Origin of the sequence: Flammeovirga sp. SubArs3 (assembly GCF_947387565.1) — a bacterium.
Taxonomy (GTDB): domain Bacteria; phylum Bacteroidota; class Bacteroidia; order Cytophagales; family Flammeovirgaceae; genus Flammeovirga; species Flammeovirga agarivorans.
Genome location: NZ_CANDOA010000001.1, coordinates 168,940 through 191,237 on the forward strand (window position 1 = coordinate 168,940; position 22,298 = coordinate 191,237).

Sequence of the window (22,298 nt, forward strand, 5' to 3'; positions counted from 1 at the left end):
ATCGATAGTATACCACTTAATATATTCAATAAAGACACACCTTTTTTTAATGAGTGTAGGGGCTACAATGTACTGGCAATAGTATCATTATAGACCCCTACAGTTCATTTAAAGGGAGATTAATACCCCAATAAATAAGCAAATATTAAAGGCGCTACTATCGTAGCATCCGATTCTACTATATATTTTGGCGTATCTGCATCCAATTTGCCCCAAGTTATTTTCTCATTAGGAACAGCACCCGAATAAGAACCATAACTTGTCGTAGAATCCGAAATTTGACAGAAATAACTCCAGAATGGCGTCGCCTCTCTCTCTAGGTCTTGGTACAACATTGGTACGACACAAATTGGGAAATCACCAGCAATACCTCCTCCTATTTGAAAGAATCCTATTCCATTGTCCTTTGTATTTTCTGTATACCAATCAGCTAAAAAGGTCATGTATTCTATGCCTGATTTCACTGTGGAAGTTTTCAACTCATTCTTTATACAATAAGAAGCAAAAATGTTCCCCATTGTAGAGTCTTCCCATCCTGGTACAACGATCGGCAAGTTCTTCTCTGCTGCAGCCAATAACCAGCTATTTTTAGGATCGATTTGGTAATATTGTTCCAACTCTCCTGATAATAACATCTTGTACATGTACTCATGCGGGAAGTATCGCTCGCCGTTTTCCTCAGCAGTTTGCCAAATCTTAAATATGTGACCTTGTAATCTTCTGAATGCCTCTTCTTCAGGAATACAAGTGTCTGTCACTCTATTCAGTCCTTGGTCTAGTAACTCTCTTTCTTGCTGAGGAGTTAAATCTCTATATTCAGGAATTCGCTTATAGAAAGAGTGAGCAACTAAATTCATTATGTCCTCTTCCAAGTTGGCCCCTGTACAGCTAATAATCTGGATTTTATCCTGACGGATCATTTCAGCTAACGACTTACCTAGTTCAGCAGTACTCATTGCTCCGGCAAGTGTTACCATCATCTTATTTCCAGTTGCTAATTGATCTTCATAACCTTTTGCTGCATCCACTAAGCTAGCAGCATTGAAGTGCTTAAAATGATCTAGTATGAATTGAGAAACTTGTCCTTTATTTTCCATAGTATTGATATGATAATAGTTTATAGTATAATTTAGAAACCAGAAAACCAGGTGCTGTTAAACCTTTTATTGGGGCAAACTCTACAATATCAAACCCCACAACATTCTTCTGTTTAAAAACACGCTTTAGGTAAATCATTAAAGTATTCCAGTCAAAGCCTCCAGGCTCTGGAGTACCTGTTGCAGGCATAATTCCAGGGTCAAATGCATCAAGATCAATAGAAAGGTAAACGTTATCGGTCATCTGCCCGATAGACTTATTCATCCAATCATTTTTTCCATAGATCTCTTCTGCAAAATAGGTCTGCTCCCTATTCATATGCTCCTTCTCACTGATGTCCATACTTCTAATCCCTACCTGTATTAAATTGGTACTTTTTGATGCTCTATACATCGCACAGGCATGATTAAATTCCGTTCCCAAATAATCAGGTCTTAGGTCTGCATGGGCATCAATTTGTACCACTGTCAAGTCCTTGTACTTTTCTTTAAAGGCATCGATAACACCAATACTAATTGAATGTTCTCCTCCAAAAAACGTCAGGTATTTACCAGTTTCCAATAGTGATTTTGTCTTGGAATAGACTGCATTATATACCTCTTCTGGACTATTATCTTCCTCGATTGCAGGCAAAACATGGATTCCTTTTTTATAAACTTCAGAATCTGTTTCTATATCGTAGACTTCCATATTTTCGGAAGCCTCAATAAATACTTCCAAACCTTTATCAGCGCCTTTTCCCCATGTGCTTGTTCCATCATAAGGAATGGGCTGGAGTAATACATTAGCGGTATCATAGGAAGAGTACTTCTCTTCTACTCCAGCGAATACATATTTCTTACTCATTGTATCCCAATATTTTAAACATTTCAGCCACAGATTGTTCTTCTCTGTAAACAGTGTCTATAATATTTCCTTTGTCGTCTCTATCAATGATTACATGTTTTGGTGCTGGAATCAAACAGTGTTTAATACCACCATAACCACTCACTGAATCTTGATAGGCACCCGTATGGAAGAATCCTAAGTACAATGGCTCTTTGTCTTTTTCCTTATCAAATTGAGGCAATAATACCTCCTGATTTAGATCATCAGAGTTATAATAATCTGAGTGATCACAACTGATTCCACCAATATTTACTCTACCATACTCATGATTCCATTTGTTGACAGGTAACAAGATGAATTTTTCTTGAATCGACCACGCATCTGGAATCGTATTCATCAAACTATTGTCAATGATATACCAAGTCTCGTTATCGTTTTGTTGTTTTTTATCTAATACTTCAAAGATGATTGCACCTGCTTCACCCACAGTGTATTTTCCGTACTCGGTAAACAAGTGTGGTTCTGGAATATTGCTATCGGCACAAGCACTCTTTATCGTTCCTACAATCTCATTGATCATGTATTCATAATTGTACTCAAAGCCCAAGCTGTTTCGGATAGGAAAACCTCCACCCATATTTAGTGAGTCTAAAGAAGCACTCTCTTTTTTCAAGTCAATGTAAAGTGATAATGCTCTTCTAAATTCTCCCCAATAATATGGCGTATCTTTGATACCCGAATCCACAAAAAAGTGGAACATCTTGAACTCTACTTTAGGGTTATCATGAATATATGTTCTATAAAACTCAAGGATGTCTTTTTGTGGAATGCCTAACCTTGAAGTGTAGTAAGCCGATTGTGCTTCTTCATTGATAGACATTCTCACTCCAATTTTCACCACATGCTTAGTTTTTATTCTAGCCAATCTATGGTACTCGTTAATGCTGTCCAGAATAATCACAGAGTTGTGGAAACCTGCTTTTTGTAAGTCAACTATTTTTCTTAAATACTCTTCTGTTTTATACCCGTTATGAATAATTTTTATGTCTGTAGTTATTTTTCCTTTTTGATATAAGGAAAGGATAAGGTCAATATCAAAAGATGAAGATGTTTCTAGGTTGACGTTGTGTTTTATGGCCTCATTGACCACATGATAAAAGTGATTACATTTAGTACAATAGCAAAAGTTATATTCCCCTTTGTAAGCGTTGTTTTTAATTACTCTGTTGAATAGATTTCTTGCTTTTTTAATTTGGTCTCCGATTTTGGGCAGATAAATAAATCGAAAAGGAGTTCCGTGTTTTTCAATTAAGTGTTTCAATGAAACCCCATGAAATGTGAGAGAGTTGTCTCTTAAGTCAAAGCCTTCTTGTGGGAAGTAGTAGCTTTGCTCTATTAAATCAAAGTATGTGTTTTTCATCTTTACATAAATAGTTGAGGTATAAATTATTAATCGTTTAATTTTTGGAAAGCGTGTACAAATCCTTTCTTCTATCTTTTAAGTTTCTGACACTTCCGTGTTGATGTAATTCTCTAAGTAAATCCAGATCTACGTCTGCAATCAATATCATTTCTGTGTTTGGTGTCGCTTCTGCTTTTACTCCACTAGTTGGAAATGCGAAATCACATGGGGTAAAAACTACAGATTGTGCAAACTGAATATCCATATTGTGTACTTTTGGTAGGTTGCCTACACTACCAGTAATGGCCACATAACATTCATTTTCTATCGCTCTTGCCTGAGCACAATGCCTCACTCTTGAATATCCATTTTGAGTATCTGTTAAAAACGGCACAAATAAAATTTCCATATCTTCCTCTGCCAATAGGCGACTTATCTCTGGAAACTCAATATCATTGCAGATCAAAACACCGATTTTACCACAGTCTGTATTAAAGGTCTTGATCTCATTTCCTCCTTGCATCCCCCAAACTTTTGCCTCATCTGGGTTGATGTGTATTTTTTCGTAACGTTCAACTGTTCCATCTCTCTTACATAAATAGCCAACGTTTAGTAACTCACCATTTTTAATCTCTGGCAGAGATCCTGCGATAATGTTGATGTTATATGAAATCGAATAACTTGAAAATTTCTCTACAATTTCGTCTGTATACTTTGCTAGTTCTCTAATCGCTTGTGCTCCCGACAAGTGATTGTATTTTGCCATTAGTGGGGCATTGAAAAACTCTGGAAATACTGCAAAATCAGAACGATAACCAGAGACTGCATCTATAAAATATTCTGCTTGTTGTAGTAGTGATTCAATGTCTTTGTAGGGTCTCATTTGCCATTGTATCAAGCCTAAACGTACAACTTTCTTTTGGGTTGTCGCTTTTTTAGTTGGCTTTGTATAATAAATGTTATCCCACTCTAAAAGCACCGCATACTCCCCAGAATCCGCATCTCCTTCCAAATAACCTTTTAATATTCTTGTCGGGTGGAAGTCGTTAGAAATCTGAAAGTTGAGTACCGGATCATGAATTTCTTTCAGCTTAACTTTCTCTAAATATTCCTTTGGTGAAAGTGAATCCGCATGTTTATAATAGTTTGGAATTCGACCTCCAAATGCTATTCCTCTCAGGTTTCTATTTTCACAAAGCTCTTTTCTGTAATCGTATAATCTTCGACCAAGTCTTAAGCCTCTAAATTCCGGTTTAATAAATACATCAATGCCGTAAAGTGTATCACCTTCGTAATCGTGAGAATTGAATGTATAATCTGCAGTGATATCACGATAGGTATGGTTATCATCAAAATCTTTATAGTTCACAATGATCGACAAAGCCGTCCCGGCAATATGACCATTCACCTTAATGACCACCTGACCTTCTGGAAATTTTTCCAATAAGTTTTTTATTTGTTCTTCTTTCCAGTAAGAATCAGGCATGGAAGAATAAGCTGAGACCATCACGTCTTTTATCTCCATATAGTCATCGAACTTTAGGTATTCCAATTCGATTTTATCGATACTTTTAAGATCCATTATTTAATGCGTTGGAAGGTTTATATGTGTAGGTAAACAGATTAGAGTTATTATTTTGATAAGTTTTTGGCTATTACAACTTTAAAATTATAATACACTCAAAAACAACAACTTATTACAGCTGTATTAGTTTTAGTTCTCATGAAATTTCTTGAATAATTAATATAAGAGCAATGATTATGTTCGCCTTGCTGAATGAGAAATCATTAGGCCTAATGTGTTAGTTATTTAGTAGTCGTCTTCGTTGATTGATCATTATATCATTTTCAGCGGCGCAAATATAGATTTAGTTTTTGAATCGCCTATGTTTTTGTGATTTTTTATCAAACTAATTTTTTAGCCCGTAAAAACACAAACATAAGTAACTAAATATCAATTCAATAGACATGAATTTTACACTACTCCTAAACTCCATTTATTAAAATCAGATTAAATGTTGATATGATAATAAGTTGGAATCATACTTGCTTTTTCTCAAAAACAACCTCTTTTAAAACTAAATACAATGTCTCAAATTAAAATTTACGGACTAAGGTCTCACTTAAATGGTAAAAAGCAACAACTTTCAGACATTATACATGCTTGCGTTGTTGAAGCATTACAATATCCCCAAAACAAACGAGCACATCGTTTTATTAACTTAGAAAAAGACGATTTTTACTACCCTGAAGGCAGAACTGATCAGTACATTATCATTGAAATTATGATGATTACCGGAAGAACCGTAGAAACTAAGAAAAAGCTTATTCAGTTGCTCTTCAAAGAAATAAGTGAGAAAACTGATATATCTACAACAGATATAGAAATTCTGATTCAAGAAAGCCCCGCTTCAAATTGGGGATTTAGAGGTATGACCGGAGATGAAGTTTCACTGAATTATAAGATAAATGTCTAATATCTTCTTATAAAAATAAAGACTTGAAAAAGATAAAGTAGTGCATTTTGGACAGTATTATTTCTTAAATAAAAGAGAACATTTTGGACGCAATTACTGAAACCAAAAATGAACTACTACATTTGTATTCTGAAAAAGGAGTAGTTATAAACGAATAGATGATAGAGATTTATCGCCTTTTTCAAATTCAATTTATTTAAGAATAATAATGTATGCCTGAAATTCAAAACAGAGAAGACGTAAATAAGATTGTGCTTACTTTTTACAATAGAATCCGAAAAGATGCTGTTTTGGGACCAATATTTAATACGGCTATCCAAGAAGAAAAATGGCCCGAGCACTTAGAAAAGTTAACCGATTTTTGGTACTCAAATCTCTTTGGTGTTAGAACATTTACTGGTAATCCTGTACAAGCTCATATTAAAACAGACAATATGATGAAGAATACAATGGGGCCAGAACATTTTGAAAGATGGTTAGAATTATGGTTTACCACAATTGATGCTTTATTCGATGATCAATTAGCACAAAGAGCAAAACAAGTAGCCCATAATATAGCAAGAAGGCAATTGATGATTGTATATTCTACCCGCTCCAATTAAATTAGAATTTCAGTACAATACATTACCACACATACCTTTTTTTAGCTTAAAATTCAAGAAGTAATGCTTTACTCCTAAAAAAGCAATCTGATATCAGATTAATTATCAGTGATTTATTAAATTTTATATACATAGAATTATGATGTATTGTATTTTTATGTATATTTGTTCTATGTACTCAAAAGAACTATTAAAAGGAACTCTCTCTGCGATTATTTTAAATCTATTATCAGAGAATGAAAGAATGTATGGTTATGAGATTTCTCAAAAGGTAAAAGAAATTTCTGATGGAAAAATCTTACTCAAAGATGGGTCTCTATATCCTGCTTTACAGAAAATGACGAAAGATGGATTGCTCTCTTATCAAGAAGAGTTCTACGGTAAAAGAGTAAGAAAATATTACTTTCTGACTCCCAAAGGCAAAACCGAAAAGGTTCGATATTTAGAAGAACTGAAGGACTTTCTTGCCACTCTCAATAAACTTGTCTTCCCAGAACTTAACCTCACATGAAATTAAATAATGAACAAGAAAAAATAATAGAAAACCTTGTCGATAATCAAGGGATTAAGATTCAAACGCTTAGAGATGATATCATCGATCATTTGTGCTGCGTTGTCGAAAGTGAATTAGGACAAGGAAAATCATTCGATCAATTATTGGATCATGCCGTAAAGGAATTAGCTCCCAATGGTTTGATTGAAATTCAACATAAAACAGTTTTTTTACTTAACTCTAAACGAATTATTCTCATGAAAAAGCTTATGTATTTAATTGGACTTATTGGATCAGTTTCTTTAACTGCAGGAGTAACGTTTAAACTACTTCATATGCCATTGGCCACAGAACTCTTTATGTTTGGATTTCTGGCTTTACTTTTAGTCTTTGTTCCTCTTTTTGCGATTGATAAATATAAAGTATCCCTTCAGAAAGCTCTTTCAGTAAGGTTAAAGATTATTTTAGGCCTTGTTGCCGGAGTAATTACTGGTTTATCTGGCTTGTTTAAAGTGATGCATTTACAAGGGGCCAGTGTATTATTATTAACAGGAGCTTTTGTTTTTGCATTTGGGTTTCTACCCTTTTACTTCTTTACGATGTATAAAAGTTCACTTCCAGAAATGGCAGAATAAAAAACATCACATTTTTAATTTACAAACTCAAAAAGTTCGAAGTGTAACTATTTGTAGTCAAACACTTCGAACAGTATTGGGTAAAGACGCTATCCATCAGTATCCTTTTTTGAAATACTGATGGGTAGCTTTTTGATTTATAAATCAATTGATTCTTTACGGTGTGTGTTTCTTGATAAAGTTGAATATGAAGTCAACTACTCCATCTTGAACAACATTAAACTTAACGTATTCTCCATCATTCACACCATTTGTTTTATTAGTAACTACTGTAGCTTGTTGTTCTGACCCATTTAAGTTATTAGAAGGATCCATACTGAAAGCACATACAAATGTATTGGTATGAAGTAAAGCCTCACAAGTACTATCTAAAGTACAAGTTTGACCATTTATTGTGACCGGATCGTGGCCAGGTTGATCACCAAACCAACAAATAATTCTTGTTGCACCAGGTCTCCAGCCTGTAATTGTTCTTTCAGACAATTGTGTCAGTGCATATAGCTGTCCTTCCTTTCTGTTTCCACCACCACTTGCATTCAGATTATTTACTGCTGATTGTAGAAGAACATCATCATTAGTGATCTCTTGTAGAACAACAAATGGATCTGGGTCAGTACTGTCTTTGTAATAAGAGCCCCCTACTTCTGCATCCCAATCTGTTGAAGTAAGCAATTGTTGGTAAGCACTAACAAAGTTTGCTTTCACATCATTAATTGCTGAACCCATACTACCTGTATTATCAGCTAAAAGCATAATATCGACTTTGAATCCAGCATCGGACCCAATATTTAAATGTGGACCTTTCATTTGTGTAAAAAATTAGTTGATGGCATTCCTACTCTATTTGATATTGGCTTTTCGGATTCCGCCATAGTAACAAAAGTTTGATAGTAGCTACTCAATCGGATATTTTGCTTTTGATTACATTACAAATGTCTGAATATTAGGTGTTCGATCTTAGAGTAAGAATACTGGTTTCTGAAATTGAGTATTTATACCTAATGGATATTTTAAAAAAATGGTGCAGTATTTAGAGTGGAAAAACTCGTTCGGTGTTTATTACCTTGTGATTGTTTATCTACAGCACATCAACAATAAAAAGAGACAATATTGCATGCTTTTAAAAATTAAATTACTTTTAACAGTGTATAGAGTATGTATACCCAATAAATGATTCCATTTATTAAATAGGTTATATCATACTTCTAGACATCCGAAACTATACTATTACTAGTTCACTCTAACTACAATCTTTAAAAGCTAAAATTTTTCAACTATGCTACTAAAAAGAGAAGAATGCAAACAGGCAATTCTTAAATGGGAAAAAACTAAAACTGACTTCGAAAAAATTAGAGCACTTATAGATGCTACTAAAGTTTTTCGTTTCGATGAATCTGATCAGTCTTGGATTAGAGAACACAACAAAAACCACAGTTTTCATGTGTATGCTGGAGTTCACAATGATCATTTTGTCCTCATCATTGTTCCTTTAACAAAAAAAGGAAAGGAAAAAGCTCTTGAAAAGTACCTGACAAAAACTTTAACCGCTTTAAAAAAGGATATCACTTTAGTGGAAACAGAAGTTGTCACCACTGTTACGAAAACAAAACTATCAGCAGATTTAGCGGTAACAAAATTCTGGAAAGAGGTAAATCTACCTGTTCATAACGAACCAACAATTACAGAAAAAGCTTCTGCTTATGATATTGAAAAGTGGAAAAATGAAAGCCTTAATTGGTTCTTCTACGAATACAGTACTTCTCGTGGTAGAAATATTTTCAGAACGTTTACTGTTCCATTATCAGATCTTGATCGAGATGATAATAAGAAAGGGGATGTTATTGCCTTTTTTGGGTTAAAACTTTCTCCAATTTACCAGAAGCAAATTCCTATCTTAATCTTTGTTTCCCAATCTGAGAAAGATAGCGGAACAGGTGAAATATTAAGGGCAAAACTTGGATTTAGCGCAGCACCAACCAACTCTCAGGACTGGTCGCAGCCGTGTCCTCCACTTTGCAAAGATAAATCTGGCTTCACTCTGTTTTAATCAGAATGGATAGTTTAATAATTATATCTATCATATTATCTCGTTCCTTCCTATCAATTGCTTTAATCAATGGTATTATTAGTGATAAACTAAGTAGTACTAAACTGAGTATTTGGTATACTGCCTACATTGGTTTTATCCTAGGTATAGAGGTGATGATTCTTTTCTCCATTTATATTCTCGAAAGTGAATCAACACAACAACTTTATCCCTTTTATGTTGGAGGTGAGTTTTTTGTAGTTATTAATTTATTCCTATCAGAATTAAAATCGACAAAGAAATGGCAAGTAATAACAGGTATTATTGCTTGTTGTTTCTTTATCGAAGCCTATGTTTTATGGCTCACCAATAATGATGCATCTACAGGTTATGGTAAAATAATATCCCATTTAACTATCATCTGTTTTGCTGCATACCTATTGATTAAAAACATCAATGAATTGAAGAATAATGGTCCTTCGACTATCGTTCATGCCTTTCTGTTTTTATACTATAGCGTATCGTTATTCTTATTTATGGTCATGAACCAACTGACGGATCAGAATATTTTTATTTGGGTTATAAATAATATTCTTAGTACTGTGTTATACGGTAGTTTTGTTTATACTTTTTATAGTCAAATCCAATGGTCATCAAAGTCCAATATATAGTCGTTTTGATTATCGTACTTACAATAATCATTTTATTTACTTTTCAATTATATAGAGCTTTCATCAAAAAAATATTAGAAGAGAAAACCATTCACTATCGATTAGAAATAGAACACCAAAAGGAAGTCGCATTACAACAAACCATAGTTCAAGAAAATGAAAGAAAAAGGATAGCAGAAGTCTTACATGATGATGTGGGAAACAAACTGAACATTCTTTCTCTTTGGATTAACAATGAAGATACTTGGAATAGTGAGAGATCTAAGGAAATTATTGTTCAGCAAATACCAGAACTAATAGAAACGACTAGAACAATATCTCACTCCTTGTACCCAGTGAACTTAGAAAAGTTTGGGCTAATTCTCACTTTAGAGGCATTGGTCTCTAATGTAAATCATTCTTTGTCTATAGATCTTGTGCATCAAAACTATAGACAAAGAGATATATCGTTTGAACTTCAAATCTATAGAATAATACAGGAGTTTTTAAGTAATGTAATCAAACATGCTAAAGCCACAAAAATGGTCATCCACTTAAGAGATCAGGAAAATGCGTTAGCTGTCGTTTTATCAGATAATGGAATTGGGTTTGATCAGGAGCAACTTCAAGCAGGAATGGGACTTGAGAATATAAATAGTCGTATCCAATCCATTGAAGCTTACAGTAAATGGAAAAGTAAAACCGGGAAAGGAGTTAGATTAATAATAGTACATCCAAAGAAATGAAAGATATCATCAACGTAGCACTCGTAGACGACGAGGCATTATTTATAGAAGGCATATCACTTATTTTCTCGAATGTCGATAATATCAATGTAATTACAACAGCCAACAATGGTTTGGAGTTTCTTGAATATCTCGATAAAAAAGAACCATCTACGCCTCTAGATATTGCAATAATTGATATTCAGATGAAACCAATGGATGGATTTGAACTTGTAGAATCAATAAAGGATAAGTACCAAGATCTAAAAGTTATTGTACTTTCATCTCATTACAAAAGTAATATTGTTGGGCATATGATTAAGTTGGGTGTCTCTGCATTTATTCCAAAAAATGCCAATAAACAACTCTTGGTAACGGCTATTGAATCTGTACACCAATCAGGCGTTTATTTTACTGAATCCGACAAAGAAATGCTTATTCAGTATATGAATAGTGGTTCCAAAAAGATTTCGCTAAGTCCCATAGAAGAGCTATCGGGAAGAGAAATTGAGGTAGTAAAACTGATTTGTCAGGAAAATACAAACCAAGAAATTGCTGAAAAACTATTTCTCAGTAAGCGTACCATAGAAAATCATCGACAAAGAATCCTCGATAAAGTTGGAGCAAAGAATACTGTAGGTTTAGTGGTGTATGCAATAGCCAATCAAATACATCCATTGCCATAAGTATGTTAGGAAAGGGAGAAAAATAAGTACCTATTATCAACTATCTAATGATTTTACGGATAAACTAAAAACTTCTCCTAGTTCAGTTTCTGTATACATCAGGTGGTTTTTATCTTTTATAATTTCACATTCAAGTTCCATTTTATTTATCCACTCATGATTAGGTTTAAATTCATCATTTTCACCGAATAGAAGTTTTATTCTCCCTTTTGGTCTCTTTGTTTCCTTTCTCAACCTTGTTGATGAAATACAAGTCAACGACTTTATATTATTCGTTCTTAAACCGTAATTCCAAGCAATAACACCTCCGATACTAAAAGCTAGTATATCAACTAGGTTTCTTTCATTTTGAACTAAATAATCTACAGCCTCATCAATCGCCCCTTCAATAAACTGATGATGTAAACTTTCTTGACTGTAGTTAGATATATCTACCTTACCTATCTCACAACAATCATAAAAAGTAATATCAAAATTAGTTTCTAAAATTTTTGTGTAGTTAGTTAACCATTGGGCTTTTTGGCTTCCCCATAAGTCAGAAATAATAATTAATTTATTCTTCATGTTAAAATTCTCGTTCTCCAATAAAATTATAGAATTTCATAAAAATAAAACACATTTATATTTTCAATTACATAGACAATTAACACTATAAATACTTTCTATACAGATTAAAATAGAACGATTATTGAGTGTATCATACCACTTTAATATGAAGCTGTAACAAATGAACGAAAACTTAACTCATATCAAGTTAGCTATTTACGATAAGTGTTCTTTTACTATTTCCAATTACCATGAAGAGGCAGAAGGGAAAGAATATGAGGCTTGTCAATTTGATTTAGATGGAAAGAAAATTATCAATCGAAGTGCTAAAATTACGCCTAAAAAAGTAGGGCAATTTGTCACCTTTTGGAAGCGAGATATCAATGGTATTACAACACCTTTTAAGGAAAATGACTCAATTGATTTCTTTACAGTTAATGTAAGAAAGGAAGATCATTTTGGACAATTTGTTTTCCCTAAAAGTGTACTTATACAGAAAGGGATTTTATCTACTAAAAATAAAGATGGCAAAAGAGGTTTCAGAGTATACCCTAGATGGGATGTAACTCTAAATCAACAAGCTAAGAAAACTCAATCGTGGCAATTGAAATATTTTTATGAAATAAATAGTTCCACTATATTAGAAGATGTTGTCAGGCTCTTTAATGAAAAATAAACAATCCAATAAGATGGAAAAACAGCAGCTATGGATTAATGCAGGTTATAAAGTCTACTCTACTGAAGGACCAAATGGTTTAAAGGTAGAACGATTGGCAAAGGTTGTTGGGGTAAGTAAATCTTCCTTTTATCATTACTTTGCTGACCTAGAATGTTTTATTGATGATCTTTTTCGATATCATTTAGAACAATGCAAGATCATAGCAGAAAAGGAGAGACATTGTGAAAAGATCCACCCTGATTTAATTGATATTTTTATCGAGCACAAAACAGACCTATTATTTCAACGTCAGTTAAGAATTCATCAGAAGGAAAAACAAGCACAGGTTGTACTTTCTAAGTCAAAAACCATTCTTGGAAATTTTTCAGAAATGGCTTGGGCACAAGATATCTATCATCCGCTGACAAAATCGCAGCTTAACGCAATTTTTCAAATCGTTATTGATGATTTTTATATGAAAATCAATGAAGACAACCTCAACCATGAGTTTCTTGGAGAATATATGAAAGGGATTCAGGATACTACAAAACAACTCATTGGGCAATTGTACACTACCGTCTAAAAGTTTCGATTTTTCATAGGCAACTTTACATTATCAACATCAAACAGTAGCACTATGAAAAACGTCAACATCAACGGAAACACAATTGAATACCAAGAATATGGAACTGGTCAGCCTCTCATTTTTATCCATGGAACCCTTTCAAGTGGCCAAACTTGGAGAAAGATCATTCCATCACTCTCAAAAAAATATAGATGTATTGTCCCAGAATGGCCATTTGGAGGACATAAAGTAGCCGTATCTCAACAAGTAGACCTTTCTCCTAACGGTATTTCGGATCTCATTTATCAATTCTTTGTGGCAATGAACCTCTCAAAAGCTGCGATTATCTGTAACGATACAGGTGGCGCATATACTCAAATCTTTGCGTCAAAACATCAAGAGATGATCTCTCAACTAGTAATCAGTAACTGCGAAGGATTTGAGATTTTCCCACCTAAAAAATTTCAGAGTTTACAATTTATGGTTCAAGTTCCTGGGTACTTATGGACCATGTCGAAATTGTTTCAGTATAAGCCTTCATTGAAATGGGACTTATCTTTTGGCCTCCTAAGTAATGCTTTAAACCCCGAGGAATTATATGAACATTATGCAAAGCACTTTGTTGCTGATGACTTAATAAGGGAAAACTTTAAACGTCTTGTTCTCGGTTGGAATCCAAAGTATACAGAAAAGGCTGCTACAGATCTAAAAGAATTCAATAAGCCTGTTCTCATTTTATGGGGAATGGATGACTTGGACATGTTCCCATTGGAGTTAGGTGAAAGAATTAGAAATATTTTTCCAAATGTGGAATTTGTGAAAATTGAAAATGCAAAAACCTACGTTCAGGAAGATAACCCCCAAGATTTTGTAGAAAAAATCCATCAATTTCTTGAGGTATAGACATTTCCCTTTGTCATAAATTGACAAGTAAAAGTCATTTGCTAATTTAGTGGGAATCCAACTTTTAGCTATTATTATGACACCCTTAGAAAACTTAAATAAACTAGGACTCCAACTTCCTTTCCCTTCAACTCCGGGGGGAAGTTATGCATCTGTTAATATAAGGAGCAATATTGCTTACATTGCTATTCAATTTCCAATACTCAATGAAGAATATTTGTATCAAGGGAAATTAGGTGTAGAAATTTCTACTCAAGAAGGATATCAAGCCATGCAACTTTGTGCTTTAAATGTTTTATCACAAATCGACAAAAAAGTAGGTTTTGAGAACATTATAGGATTAAACCATATCGATGCTTATTTTCAATCTGGCCATGATTGGGATGATTCTCCAATTGTCGTCAATGGTGCTTCTGATCTTTTTGTAAAAGTGTTAGAGGAAAAGGGTGAACATTCAAGAGCCATTTTTGGAGTTGATAAACTACCGAGAAATTTCAGTGTTGGTTTAACGGCTTCATTTACGATTGAAGCAAGGTAAATAAATCATTCTGATAACTAAAGGCTTCATCTTATGATAAAAATTGACTTTTGTATGTAGCATGAAAATATCGCTCTCATTTCTTTTACTTTTTATTTCATCAATTGGAATAAAAAATAAATTCTCTGATCCTGTTCCAGGTTCTTGTACTATATTCTCGGCCTCTATTGGTAATCAAACATTATTTGGCAATAATGAGGATTACTTTGACCCCGATACGTATTTATGGACAGAACCAGCCACACGTGGAAATTATGGTTGTATATATTTAGGATTTAAAGATTACTCACATCAGGGAGGCATTAATGAAAAAGGACTTTGTTTTGATGCCAATGCTCTTCCTGATGTAAAGATCAATCTTCATAAAGAATTACTTCAACCACCCCATTATGATGTGCCTTATGACCAATATGAGATTTGGCTACCTGTTTTAATTCTAAGAAGAGCGGCAACTATTCAAGAAGCGATTGATATTGCACAAAAATATCAAAAGAACAACTGGTACCCTTCATCAGATGGCGTCGGTTATCAATTAAACTTTGCCGATGCTCAAGGTGATGCCGTGGTCATGAGTGTAGATCAATCTGGTGAGCTTGCTTTTACTAGAAAGAATAAAGACGCCTATTTTTTGATTTCTACGAATTACAATAAGGCAAATCCAAATAATGCATTAGAATATCCCTGCCATAGGTACACTGTTTCTGAAGAGATGCTTAGTACGATTACAAAAGAGAATGATATCACTGTCAGTTTCTTTAAGAATATCCTTGACCGCGTTCATCAGGAAGGTATTTTTAGTCGAACTTTATATTCCAATATTTTTGATTTACAAAGAGGAATTATCTACTTATACTACCAACATGAATACGAGGAAGTAGTCATACTTCATGTAAAAGATGAACTAGCAAAGGGAAATATTAATATTAAAATCAGTGATCTTTTTTCTGAAGAAACTGTACACCAAGCATCCTATAAGTGGTATTCTTTGATAGCAAAATGGATACTTGGCTGTGCAGCATTAACAGTAATAAGTATTTTAATTATTCATTACATAAATAAAAAGTATTACAAATTTCATTAACTTTTCAAATCAATGAAGTTATTTTTTCTTTTTGATGAAATTGATATTGAAGTTTGCTCTGATTTGAAAATTTGAATAAGACATATTAAAATCTTCTCCGATTACCGTATTTGGAGCCATACTATATAATACAGTCAACTCAAAGAAGTAAATATGTAGACCAAACTCTGGGACAAAACCAATTGCACTAATAGGGTGATGGTTATAAAAGTTATCCTCTACCCTAACAACAGCAGGTCTCATATCAAAGTAACCGACACCTAAACCTACATGTGTTTTCACTTTTTTTCGACCAAGAAAATACCTTGTTTTTAGAAGGTAATGACTAAAAAAAGAGATAAAGGTCAAACCAGACCCACCATTATTAGTATCAACATAATTACCAACAAAAGCAAATGAATATGACATTTCTGCCCCAAATGACCATTTTGGACTGTGATTATAATACAAACCAATATTTCCACATGTACCAGGATCAAACCCCTTGTATTCATTGATTTTCGTAGACATACTAGATAGCCCATAACCCACATTAAAGGTTAGTAATTTATCTTGAGCAAAGAGAGCATAGCTTAAAAATAAAGCCATTAATAGAGTAATAAGACGTTTCATATTCAATAGTTTGTGACATAATACTATCGCCAAAGTAATTGATAGAAAAACGTAAATACTAAAAATGTACTACAATAAAAATACGTCACAATAATGACGTACTTTTGAAGTGTAATCCTCTACAAGGCATAATTTTGGCTATTTTAGTATAATCATAAAGGTTTTAATCGATGAATAAATAATGCAGGAAATCAAGGTAAAAAAAGGGACAATTCTTCAACATAGTGGTGAAATAAATAGTAAAATTTATAAAGTAAAGAATGGACTACTACGAAGTTATTCCATTGATAAAAATGGACATGAAAATATTTTTATGTTTGCCCCTGAAGGTTGGATTATTGCAGATTCCTGTGCACCTACTTCACCTTCTGTATTATTTATTGATGCTCTCGAAGACTCAACAATTATAGTACTACCCAAAGAGTTAGAAAGAGAGAAAGATAATATTGAACCACTAGCCAAAAGAATGAAAGTCCTTCAGGAACGTATCATAATGTTAATCAGTACAAACGCTATAGAAAGGTATGAGCATTTTATAGAAACTTACCCGAATATCGTTCAGAGAGTATCTCAAAAAATGATTGCCTCTTACCTTGGTGTTACACCAGAGACATTAAGTGCGGCAAAAGCAAAACGATCAAAAAAAGAATAACATTTCTTGAATTCTTATGAAATCATAATGCATAGGTTTTAGGCAGATACGACTTTTGCATCAGGTTAAAACAAAAAAATAACATTATGAACAATAAGAACATCTATTTCAAAATATCATCGGTTTTATGGTTGATTTGGGGTTTCGTCCATATTATGGCAGGAGTAATTACTGATTATGCCATCTTAAATGGAGACATAATAGGTGCAGTGAGTGGAATTGCAGACGCAATTGACCCAAATTCTTTACAAGCAAATTATCCCAATGCTGCAGGAGCTATTATTGGTCAACATGGATTTAATCTTTTATGGATTGGAGTCACCACTTTTATATGTTCAATATTCATTTGGAAGGGAAATAAAAATGCGATCTTATTAGCTATCTTAACAGGAGGTTTAGCCGATGTAGGTTATTTTTTATTTATGGATTTAGGTGGGTATGTAAGATTTGCTCCGGGAACTCTGATGACAATTGTTTCTTCCTTAGCGATCGTTTCTAGTTTGATCGGTTTATCTAAAAACAAACAACAGAACTATTAACTCGTTCTTATCAATATTACCTGTGCCAATTATTTATTAAGTAGATAATTGGCATTTCTTTTTATATGTAATCCTAGTTTATATTACCCGTAACCATAGAAGTGTTTTAAATGTTAGGAGACGAATCAATAACCATTTATATCCTTTATCCTTAAAGTAAAAAATGACAACATAACCCTCATTTCCTTAGCAATGGAGAATATTTATTTAGGTTATATAAAAATGAATTTCACTAAATCTTTAAATAAATAGTTGATTTCTAACTACTCTAAACACATATTTGCCATTTGATTAAATAGCCAAGACTAAATATTTATTAAATAAACTATTACTACGCTATGAATAATTCTCTTACTAGCAATTTTCTCTATGGCTTATTGCTAAGCTTATTTTTACTAAATCATTCCCCTATTAATGCACAAAATGCATCCAATTGTACTGATGAAGACATCCAAAACAGATTAGATGAAGGAGAAAGTCCTTTTGAGATTTTTCAATCTTGTCCTGATATACAACTGAGTCAAATTTATGGTAAATACTATTTAGGTAAATATCCTATTGCCTACCTAGACACATTAAAAGGAAATGGATTTATTACAACAGATTCTAGAGTAACCAAAATAGGTGCTTCATGGGTGACAGTAAAGGCATCGATGGATAGTGCAAGTATTAATGTTCCAGGTACAAGCTCAGCAATAGGAACAGGCGTACTAAACACAGCATTAATTATTGCGAAATATGGAATAACAGGAAGTTACTTCCAAGACTCTACTTATTCTTATGCTGCTTTGTTAGCTTACAATTATTCGAAAGAAACAGGAGGCAATTGGTTCTTGCCAAGTAGTGATGAAATGGCAGCCATTGTTCAAAATGTCATCAACCCAAGTGGACAAATGGGAGCACTTTGTCCAAGACCGGGACCAACTCCTTTTACTGGGAGCCAATGTAACTTTGCTTATTGGACCTCCACACAACAAAATATCAATCCATCAGGTTACTTTAATAAAGCATATATCGTTGACTGTATGGGAAACATTATTCCAGATGGGGAAGCTACGACATTTGAAACAAACAAGTCTTCTCCCTATTTAATAAGACTTGGGTGTAATTTCTCATCAGGTAGAATACCACAAATCACATCAATTAGTCCTGATACCGTTAGAACTGGTGAAAACATTACTGTAACAGGGCTGAACTTTAATCCCTACGATAATGCGTTGATCTTTGCTAATGGAGTGGTAGCTAGGTCGATTAGCTCCACTACTACATCTGCTGTTTTTACGGTTCCTGATAATGCAAGATCTGGTCAAGTAAAATTGACTATTTCTAAAAAATCAAGCTTTTATTCTGAGCAAAGCCTTACAATTCTTCCAGTTCCTGAAATTACTAGTATACCTTCCACTGGTATGATTAATCAAAACATTATCATTAGTGGCAAGAACTTCAGTAGTAATAATGATGATAACCAAGTAACTTTCAGTGGAGTTTCAATGCCAGTAACGCCTATTTCTTCAACAGAAAATAGTATTACTGTCACCATACCATTAGGAACAAAAGAAGGTTTTGTGCATGTTATCTCTAACGGTATTCGAAGTACTAGATCTTTAAATAAATTACAGATCACTCCTCTTAATATCAGTTTGAATACTACCTCAATAAGAGAAGATAAAACACTTACGATTACTGGAAATGGATTCAGCGACAATATCAATGAAAATAAAGTGTATTTCACAGGTGGAGCTGAAGCTACACCTTCAACCGTTTCCACAAATAGACTAACTGTTACAGTGCCAAAAGAGGCTAAAAGCGGTACTTTATATGTTATTAGTAATGGTGTACAAAGTATTAATAGTGCACCCTTAGACATTATACATCGCCCTGAAATTAGTTATTTCACCCCTCAAAGTGGTTCCTCTGGTGAATTACTTACAATTACAGCTAATAATTTAGAAGTAGATAAAAGTGTTAATCGTTATGTAATTTTCTATCAGAATGATGTACAAAAAGGATCTGCTCTTGCCACATACAGTAATAGTACAACTCTTCAATCCACAGTTCCTCAAGGATTAGCTCCAGGAAAATATAAAATGAGCATATCAATTGATAATTGGATAAGTGAAAAATCTGAATCAGAATTTACAGTCGGAAATAATGATTATTAAGTTATAATCATAAAGGCTATTTAATCTAATCATGCCCTGTAGCTATTTGTTACAGGGCATGTTTTTTATAATGCAATACTTTCTCTTTTTATAGGAAAAACTTCAAAATCGCATCCCTTATCTCTTCAGATTCTTTATCATCACCAATTTCTATTTTTCAATAGATAGAGACGTCAAACTTATTAAAAAACCTTAATTACAAGGCTATTTTAAAGGTTTTCTATCAAAAAAGTATTTAAAGCAATAAAAATAATATTGATAGCAACATCCAATTTTCGGCCTCGACCTAATTTTACAACTGTTGATTTACATCAATCTAATCATCCATAGAAATACCGAAGATTTATGAAACGAAATGAAAATTTCATGCAAATATTAATGATTCTAATTTTTAACTTAGGGACATTTTTAACGCATGGCAATCCATTTAACGAGGCTACTCAGACAGTTATAGAAAACAATAAACTCAAGGTAACTGTAAATGAAAAAACAGGATCATTTACAGTTCTTGAAAAAGAAACAAACCACCTTTGGAAAGATGATCCTTGGGTAAATTCTGCAGGGTTGCTTACAATAAAAAACAAAGGGAAAATAGAATATCTAAATATCTCTGAAAGTAAAAAAGTGACTGTTAAGAAAGAAGGTGATCATAGTATTGCTTTGTCTTTTATCAATCCTGTTTTTACTAATGGTGACGTTGCAAAAGGTGTTGAAATCAAAACGGAATTACGTTTAGTAGATAGTAATGCAAAGTTAGAAGTTGAAGTACTTTCTGTGAATAAGGGGGACTACAATTTAATGGAGTTAAGATACCCTACAAGAGCATTTAGTTTAGAGACAGATGTCGACAAAGGTGCTGCAGTTATCCCTCAGAAACAAGGAGTTATCTGTCCTTCATTTATTTCTCCAATGAACGGAGGTTCTTTCTGTATGTGGGACGACGCTACCTATTATAGAAAAACGAGTGGTAAGCTACCTTTATTTAATAATGGTATCGGGCTTACTATGCCATGGTGGGGAACGCATACGGAAAAAACAGCTGTAGTGGGTATTGTCGATGTTTCTGCTAGACCCGATATGTTCTACAATATCAATAACAATGGACAATACTTATTTAATAGTAAAGGAGAAATGTCACCTTACAAGCGTATTGCCTTTTTAGATCCTGTTTGGAAGATCAATAGAGAAAAAGAAAGAAAACTTATTACCTATGAGTTTATTCCAAAAGGAACCCATGTGGATATGGCAAAAGCTTACAGAAAGGAAGCAATTAAAGATGGTTACTTTGTCTCTCTAAAAGAAAAAGCGAAAAGAGATCCAAACGTAGAAAAACTACAAGGTGCTATCTATATGGGGGTATATGGAGGTTATCCTCACTATGTGGAAATGCCTGGTATGGCCTTTACATTTAAAGAGTTACAAGATATTATTAAGACAACTCATGATGAATTAGGCGTAGACAATGCATTTTTCCATGCTTGGGGTGTATTCTCTAATTTTGTTCCTAACTGTTGGCCAATTAATGAAAATCTTGGAGGTGTAAAAGAGTTGAAAAAAGCAGTAGACCTAACGAAGAAATATGGTTATTTATACTCTTCATATCATGCTTACTCTGCAACATTAGAAAACGACCCAGAATTCAACACTGAACTGTTTGCTAAAGACAAAGAAGGTAAACTAAAAAATACAGGAAGTAGATGGGCCAATATTGATCAGAACAAACAATTAGGGCTTGCGAAAAAGAGTTTACACAAAGAAATTGCTGCTTTAGAATTACAAGCAGATATCACTGATATTTCATTTGCTACTTTCCCTGACGAAGACAACACAGGTTTATTTAATCTCGCTAAATATATCGATTCGCTTAATTTAGTGAATGGTACTGAGCATGGTCAACAGCAATTTATACCTTATTTCGATATGTTCGAAGGTCTTACTTACCTACCTAACCCGAACTTAGTACAGTTCTCTCATAGAGCACCATTGTTCAATTTAGTTTACCATGATGCTATTGCCATCTTTGGTAAGATTCAGGATCCTGATAACCAGATCTCAATTAATGGTGATTTTAGAGTGAAATCTCTACGAAATATTCTTTTTGGTATGGGTACAACGATTTTCTTCTCTCCTTATGAGTTTGAAGGAATGAAAGAAATGATTCAAATCGCAAATAAAGTAGTTAGCCCTGTAAATAGAGAAACGTTCTTTGCGGAGTTAACAGACCATGAATACATCAGTGATGATTTTAAATTACAACGATCAAAATTCTCTTCAGGTACAGAAGTGATTGTCAATTTAGGACCAGTCTATCAAAAAACTAAAGAGGGTGAGATCATTCCTGCCTACGGATATAAAGTAACTTTTAGTGATGGTAAAGTGGCTGAAGGCAGCTTCAAACTTACCTATAATTAATGAGTAAA

At 33.5% G+C, this 22,298-nt stretch carries 24 protein-coding genes; 17 read left to right on the forward strand and 7 right to left on the reverse strand.

Going from position 1 to position 22,298, the window contains the following annotated elements:
* Positions 1-119: 119 nt before the first annotated feature.
* The 4 genes from QL232_RS00595 to QL232_RS00610 are packed head-to-tail and all read right to left on the reverse strand — an operon-like array spanning position 120 to position 4,910.
* Positions 120-1,097, reverse strand: coding sequence for a deoxyhypusine synthase family protein (locus QL232_RS00595; protein WP_281612595.1), 978 nt, complete (start codon positions 1,095-1,097; stop codon positions 120-122).
* Positions 1,087-1,944 (reverse strand): agmatinase, encoded by an 858-nt coding sequence (gene speB, locus QL232_RS00600; protein WP_281612596.1) that lies wholly within the window; start codon positions 1,942-1,944, stop codon positions 1,087-1,089. Before speB ends, QL232_RS00595 begins: the two co-directional genes overlap by 11 nt.
* Complete coding sequence (locus tag QL232_RS00605; protein WP_281612597.1) at positions 1,937-3,346, reverse strand: arginine decarboxylase; 1,410 nt, start codon at positions 3,344-3,346, stop codon at positions 1,937-1,939. The genes speB and QL232_RS00605 overlap by 8 nt, the downstream gene beginning before the upstream one ends.
* A gap of 37 nt (positions 3,347-3,383) precedes the next feature.
* Complete coding sequence (locus tag QL232_RS00610) at positions 3,384-4,910, reverse strand: bifunctional GNAT family N-acetyltransferase/carbon-nitrogen hydrolase family protein (protein WP_281612598.1); 1,527 nt, start codon at positions 4,908-4,910, stop codon at positions 3,384-3,386.
* Between the two features lie 505 nt (positions 4,911-5,415).
* Between QL232_RS00610 and QL232_RS00615 the strand changes: the two genes are divergently transcribed.
* The 4 genes from QL232_RS00615 (at position 5,416) to QL232_RS00630 (ending at position 7,535) form a co-directional block, all read left to right on the forward strand.
* The gene (locus tag QL232_RS00615; RefSeq protein ID WP_281612599.1) at positions 5,416-5,805 is read left to right on the forward strand and encodes a tautomerase family protein; all 390 of its coding nucleotides are present in this window, start codon (positions 5,416-5,418) and stop codon (positions 5,803-5,805) included.
* A gap of 212 nt (positions 5,806-6,017) precedes the next feature.
* On the forward strand, positions 6,018-6,407 hold the full coding sequence (locus QL232_RS00620) for a group III truncated hemoglobin (RefSeq protein WP_281612600.1): 390 nt from the start codon (positions 6,018-6,020) through the stop codon (positions 6,405-6,407).
* A gap of 172 nt (positions 6,408-6,579) precedes the next feature.
* A complete protein-coding gene (locus QL232_RS00625) occupies positions 6,580-6,918 on the forward strand; it encodes a PadR family transcriptional regulator (protein WP_168884535.1) in 339 nt (112 codons plus the stop codon).
* Positions 6,915-7,535: a hypothetical protein gene (locus tag QL232_RS00630; RefSeq protein ID WP_281612601.1), complete on the forward strand. Its 621-nt coding sequence runs from the start codon at positions 6,915-6,917 to the stop codon at positions 7,533-7,535. The genes QL232_RS00625 and QL232_RS00630 overlap by 4 nt, the downstream gene beginning before the upstream one ends.
* A gap of 156 nt (positions 7,536-7,691) precedes the next feature.
* On the opposite strand, the gene QL232_RS00635 is transcribed toward QL232_RS00630, so the two are convergent.
* Entirely contained in the window at positions 7,692-8,342 is a 651-nt protein-coding gene (locus QL232_RS00635) for a hypothetical protein (protein ID WP_281612602.1), read from the reverse strand.
* Positions 8,343-8,811: 469 nt separating this feature from the next.
* On the opposite strand from QL232_RS00635, the gene QL232_RS00640 reads away from it, so the two are divergent.
* The 4 genes from QL232_RS00640 to QL232_RS00655 are packed head-to-tail and all read left to right on the forward strand — an operon-like array spanning position 8,812 to position 11,622.
* On the forward strand, positions 8,812-9,582 hold the full coding sequence (locus tag QL232_RS00640) for a hypothetical protein (RefSeq protein ID WP_168884532.1): 771 nt from the start codon (positions 8,812-8,814) through the stop codon (positions 9,580-9,582).
* Positions 9,583-9,587: 5 nt separating this feature from the next.
* Complete coding sequence (locus QL232_RS00645) at positions 9,588-10,232, forward strand: hypothetical protein (RefSeq protein ID WP_281612603.1); 645 nt, start codon at positions 9,588-9,590, stop codon at positions 10,230-10,232.
* Positions 10,208-10,957 carry an ATP-binding protein gene (locus tag QL232_RS00650; protein WP_281612604.1) on the forward strand — a complete coding sequence of 250 codons (750 nt, stop codon included), beginning with the start codon at positions 10,208-10,210 and terminating at the stop codon, positions 10,955-10,957. Before QL232_RS00645 ends, QL232_RS00650 begins: the two co-directional genes overlap by 25 nt.
* Positions 10,954-11,622, forward strand: coding sequence for a response regulator transcription factor (locus tag QL232_RS00655; RefSeq protein ID WP_281612605.1), 669 nt, complete (start codon positions 10,954-10,956; stop codon positions 11,620-11,622). The genes QL232_RS00650 and QL232_RS00655 overlap by 4 nt, the downstream gene beginning before the upstream one ends.
* A gap of 36 nt (positions 11,623-11,658) precedes the next feature.
* Here QL232_RS00655 and QL232_RS00660 read toward each other — a convergent pair whose 3' ends face one another.
* Entirely contained in the window at positions 11,659-12,186 is a 528-nt protein-coding gene (locus tag QL232_RS00660; protein ID WP_281612606.1) for a hypothetical protein, read from the reverse strand.
* 163 nt (positions 12,187-12,349) lie between these two features.
* On the opposite strand from QL232_RS00660, the gene QL232_RS00665 reads away from it, so the two are divergent.
* The 5 genes from QL232_RS00665 (at position 12,350) to QL232_RS00685 (ending at position 15,913) form a co-directional block, all read left to right on the forward strand.
* Positions 12,350-12,844 carry a MepB family protein gene (locus QL232_RS00665; protein WP_281612607.1) on the forward strand — a complete coding sequence of 165 codons (495 nt, stop codon included), beginning with the start codon at positions 12,350-12,352 and terminating at the stop codon, positions 12,842-12,844.
* Between the two features lie 13 nt (positions 12,845-12,857).
* On the forward strand, positions 12,858-13,409 hold the full coding sequence (locus tag QL232_RS00670; protein WP_281612608.1) for a TetR/AcrR family transcriptional regulator: 552 nt from the start codon (positions 12,858-12,860) through the stop codon (positions 13,407-13,409).
* Positions 13,410-13,463: 54 nt separating this feature from the next.
* Positions 13,464-14,294 (forward strand): alpha/beta hydrolase, encoded by an 831-nt coding sequence (locus QL232_RS00675; protein ID WP_281612609.1) that lies wholly within the window; start codon positions 13,464-13,466, stop codon positions 14,292-14,294.
* A 76-nt stretch (positions 14,295-14,370) separates the two neighbouring features.
* The gene (locus QL232_RS00680) at positions 14,371-14,832 is read left to right on the forward strand and encodes a RidA family protein (RefSeq protein ID WP_281612610.1); all 462 of its coding nucleotides are present in this window, start codon (positions 14,371-14,373) and stop codon (positions 14,830-14,832) included.
* A gap of 61 nt (positions 14,833-14,893) precedes the next feature.
* Entirely contained in the window at positions 14,894-15,913 is a 1,020-nt protein-coding gene (locus QL232_RS00685) for a hypothetical protein (RefSeq protein WP_281612611.1), read from the forward strand.
* Between the two features lie 18 nt (positions 15,914-15,931).
* On the opposite strand, the gene QL232_RS00690 is transcribed toward QL232_RS00685, so the two are convergent.
* Entirely contained in the window at positions 15,932-16,525 is a 594-nt protein-coding gene (locus QL232_RS00690) for a hypothetical protein (protein WP_281612612.1), read from the reverse strand.
* 181 nt (positions 16,526-16,706) lie between these two features.
* Between QL232_RS00690 and QL232_RS00695 the strand changes: the two genes are divergently transcribed.
* The 4 genes from QL232_RS00695 to QL232_RS00710 all read left to right on the forward strand — a co-directional run bounded on the left by QL232_RS00695 (position 16,707) and on the right by QL232_RS00710 (position 22,290).
* Positions 16,707-17,177 carry a Crp/Fnr family transcriptional regulator gene (locus QL232_RS00695; protein WP_281612613.1) on the forward strand — a complete coding sequence of 157 codons (471 nt, stop codon included), beginning with the start codon at positions 16,707-16,709 and terminating at the stop codon, positions 17,175-17,177.
* A gap of 86 nt (positions 17,178-17,263) precedes the next feature.
* Complete coding sequence (locus QL232_RS00700; protein WP_281612614.1) at positions 17,264-17,716, forward strand: hypothetical protein; 453 nt, start codon at positions 17,264-17,266, stop codon at positions 17,714-17,716.
* 338 nt (positions 17,717-18,054) lie between these two features.
* Positions 18,055-19,878, forward strand: a complete 1,824-nt coding sequence (locus QL232_RS00705; protein ID WP_281612615.1) for an IPT/TIG domain-containing protein — start codon at positions 18,055-18,057, stop codon at positions 19,876-19,878.
* A gap of 345 nt (positions 19,879-20,223) precedes the next feature.
* A complete protein-coding gene (locus QL232_RS00710) occupies positions 20,224-22,290 on the forward strand; it encodes a hypothetical protein (protein WP_281612616.1) in 2,067 nt (688 codons plus the stop codon).
* Positions 22,291-22,298: the final 8 nt, after the last annotated feature.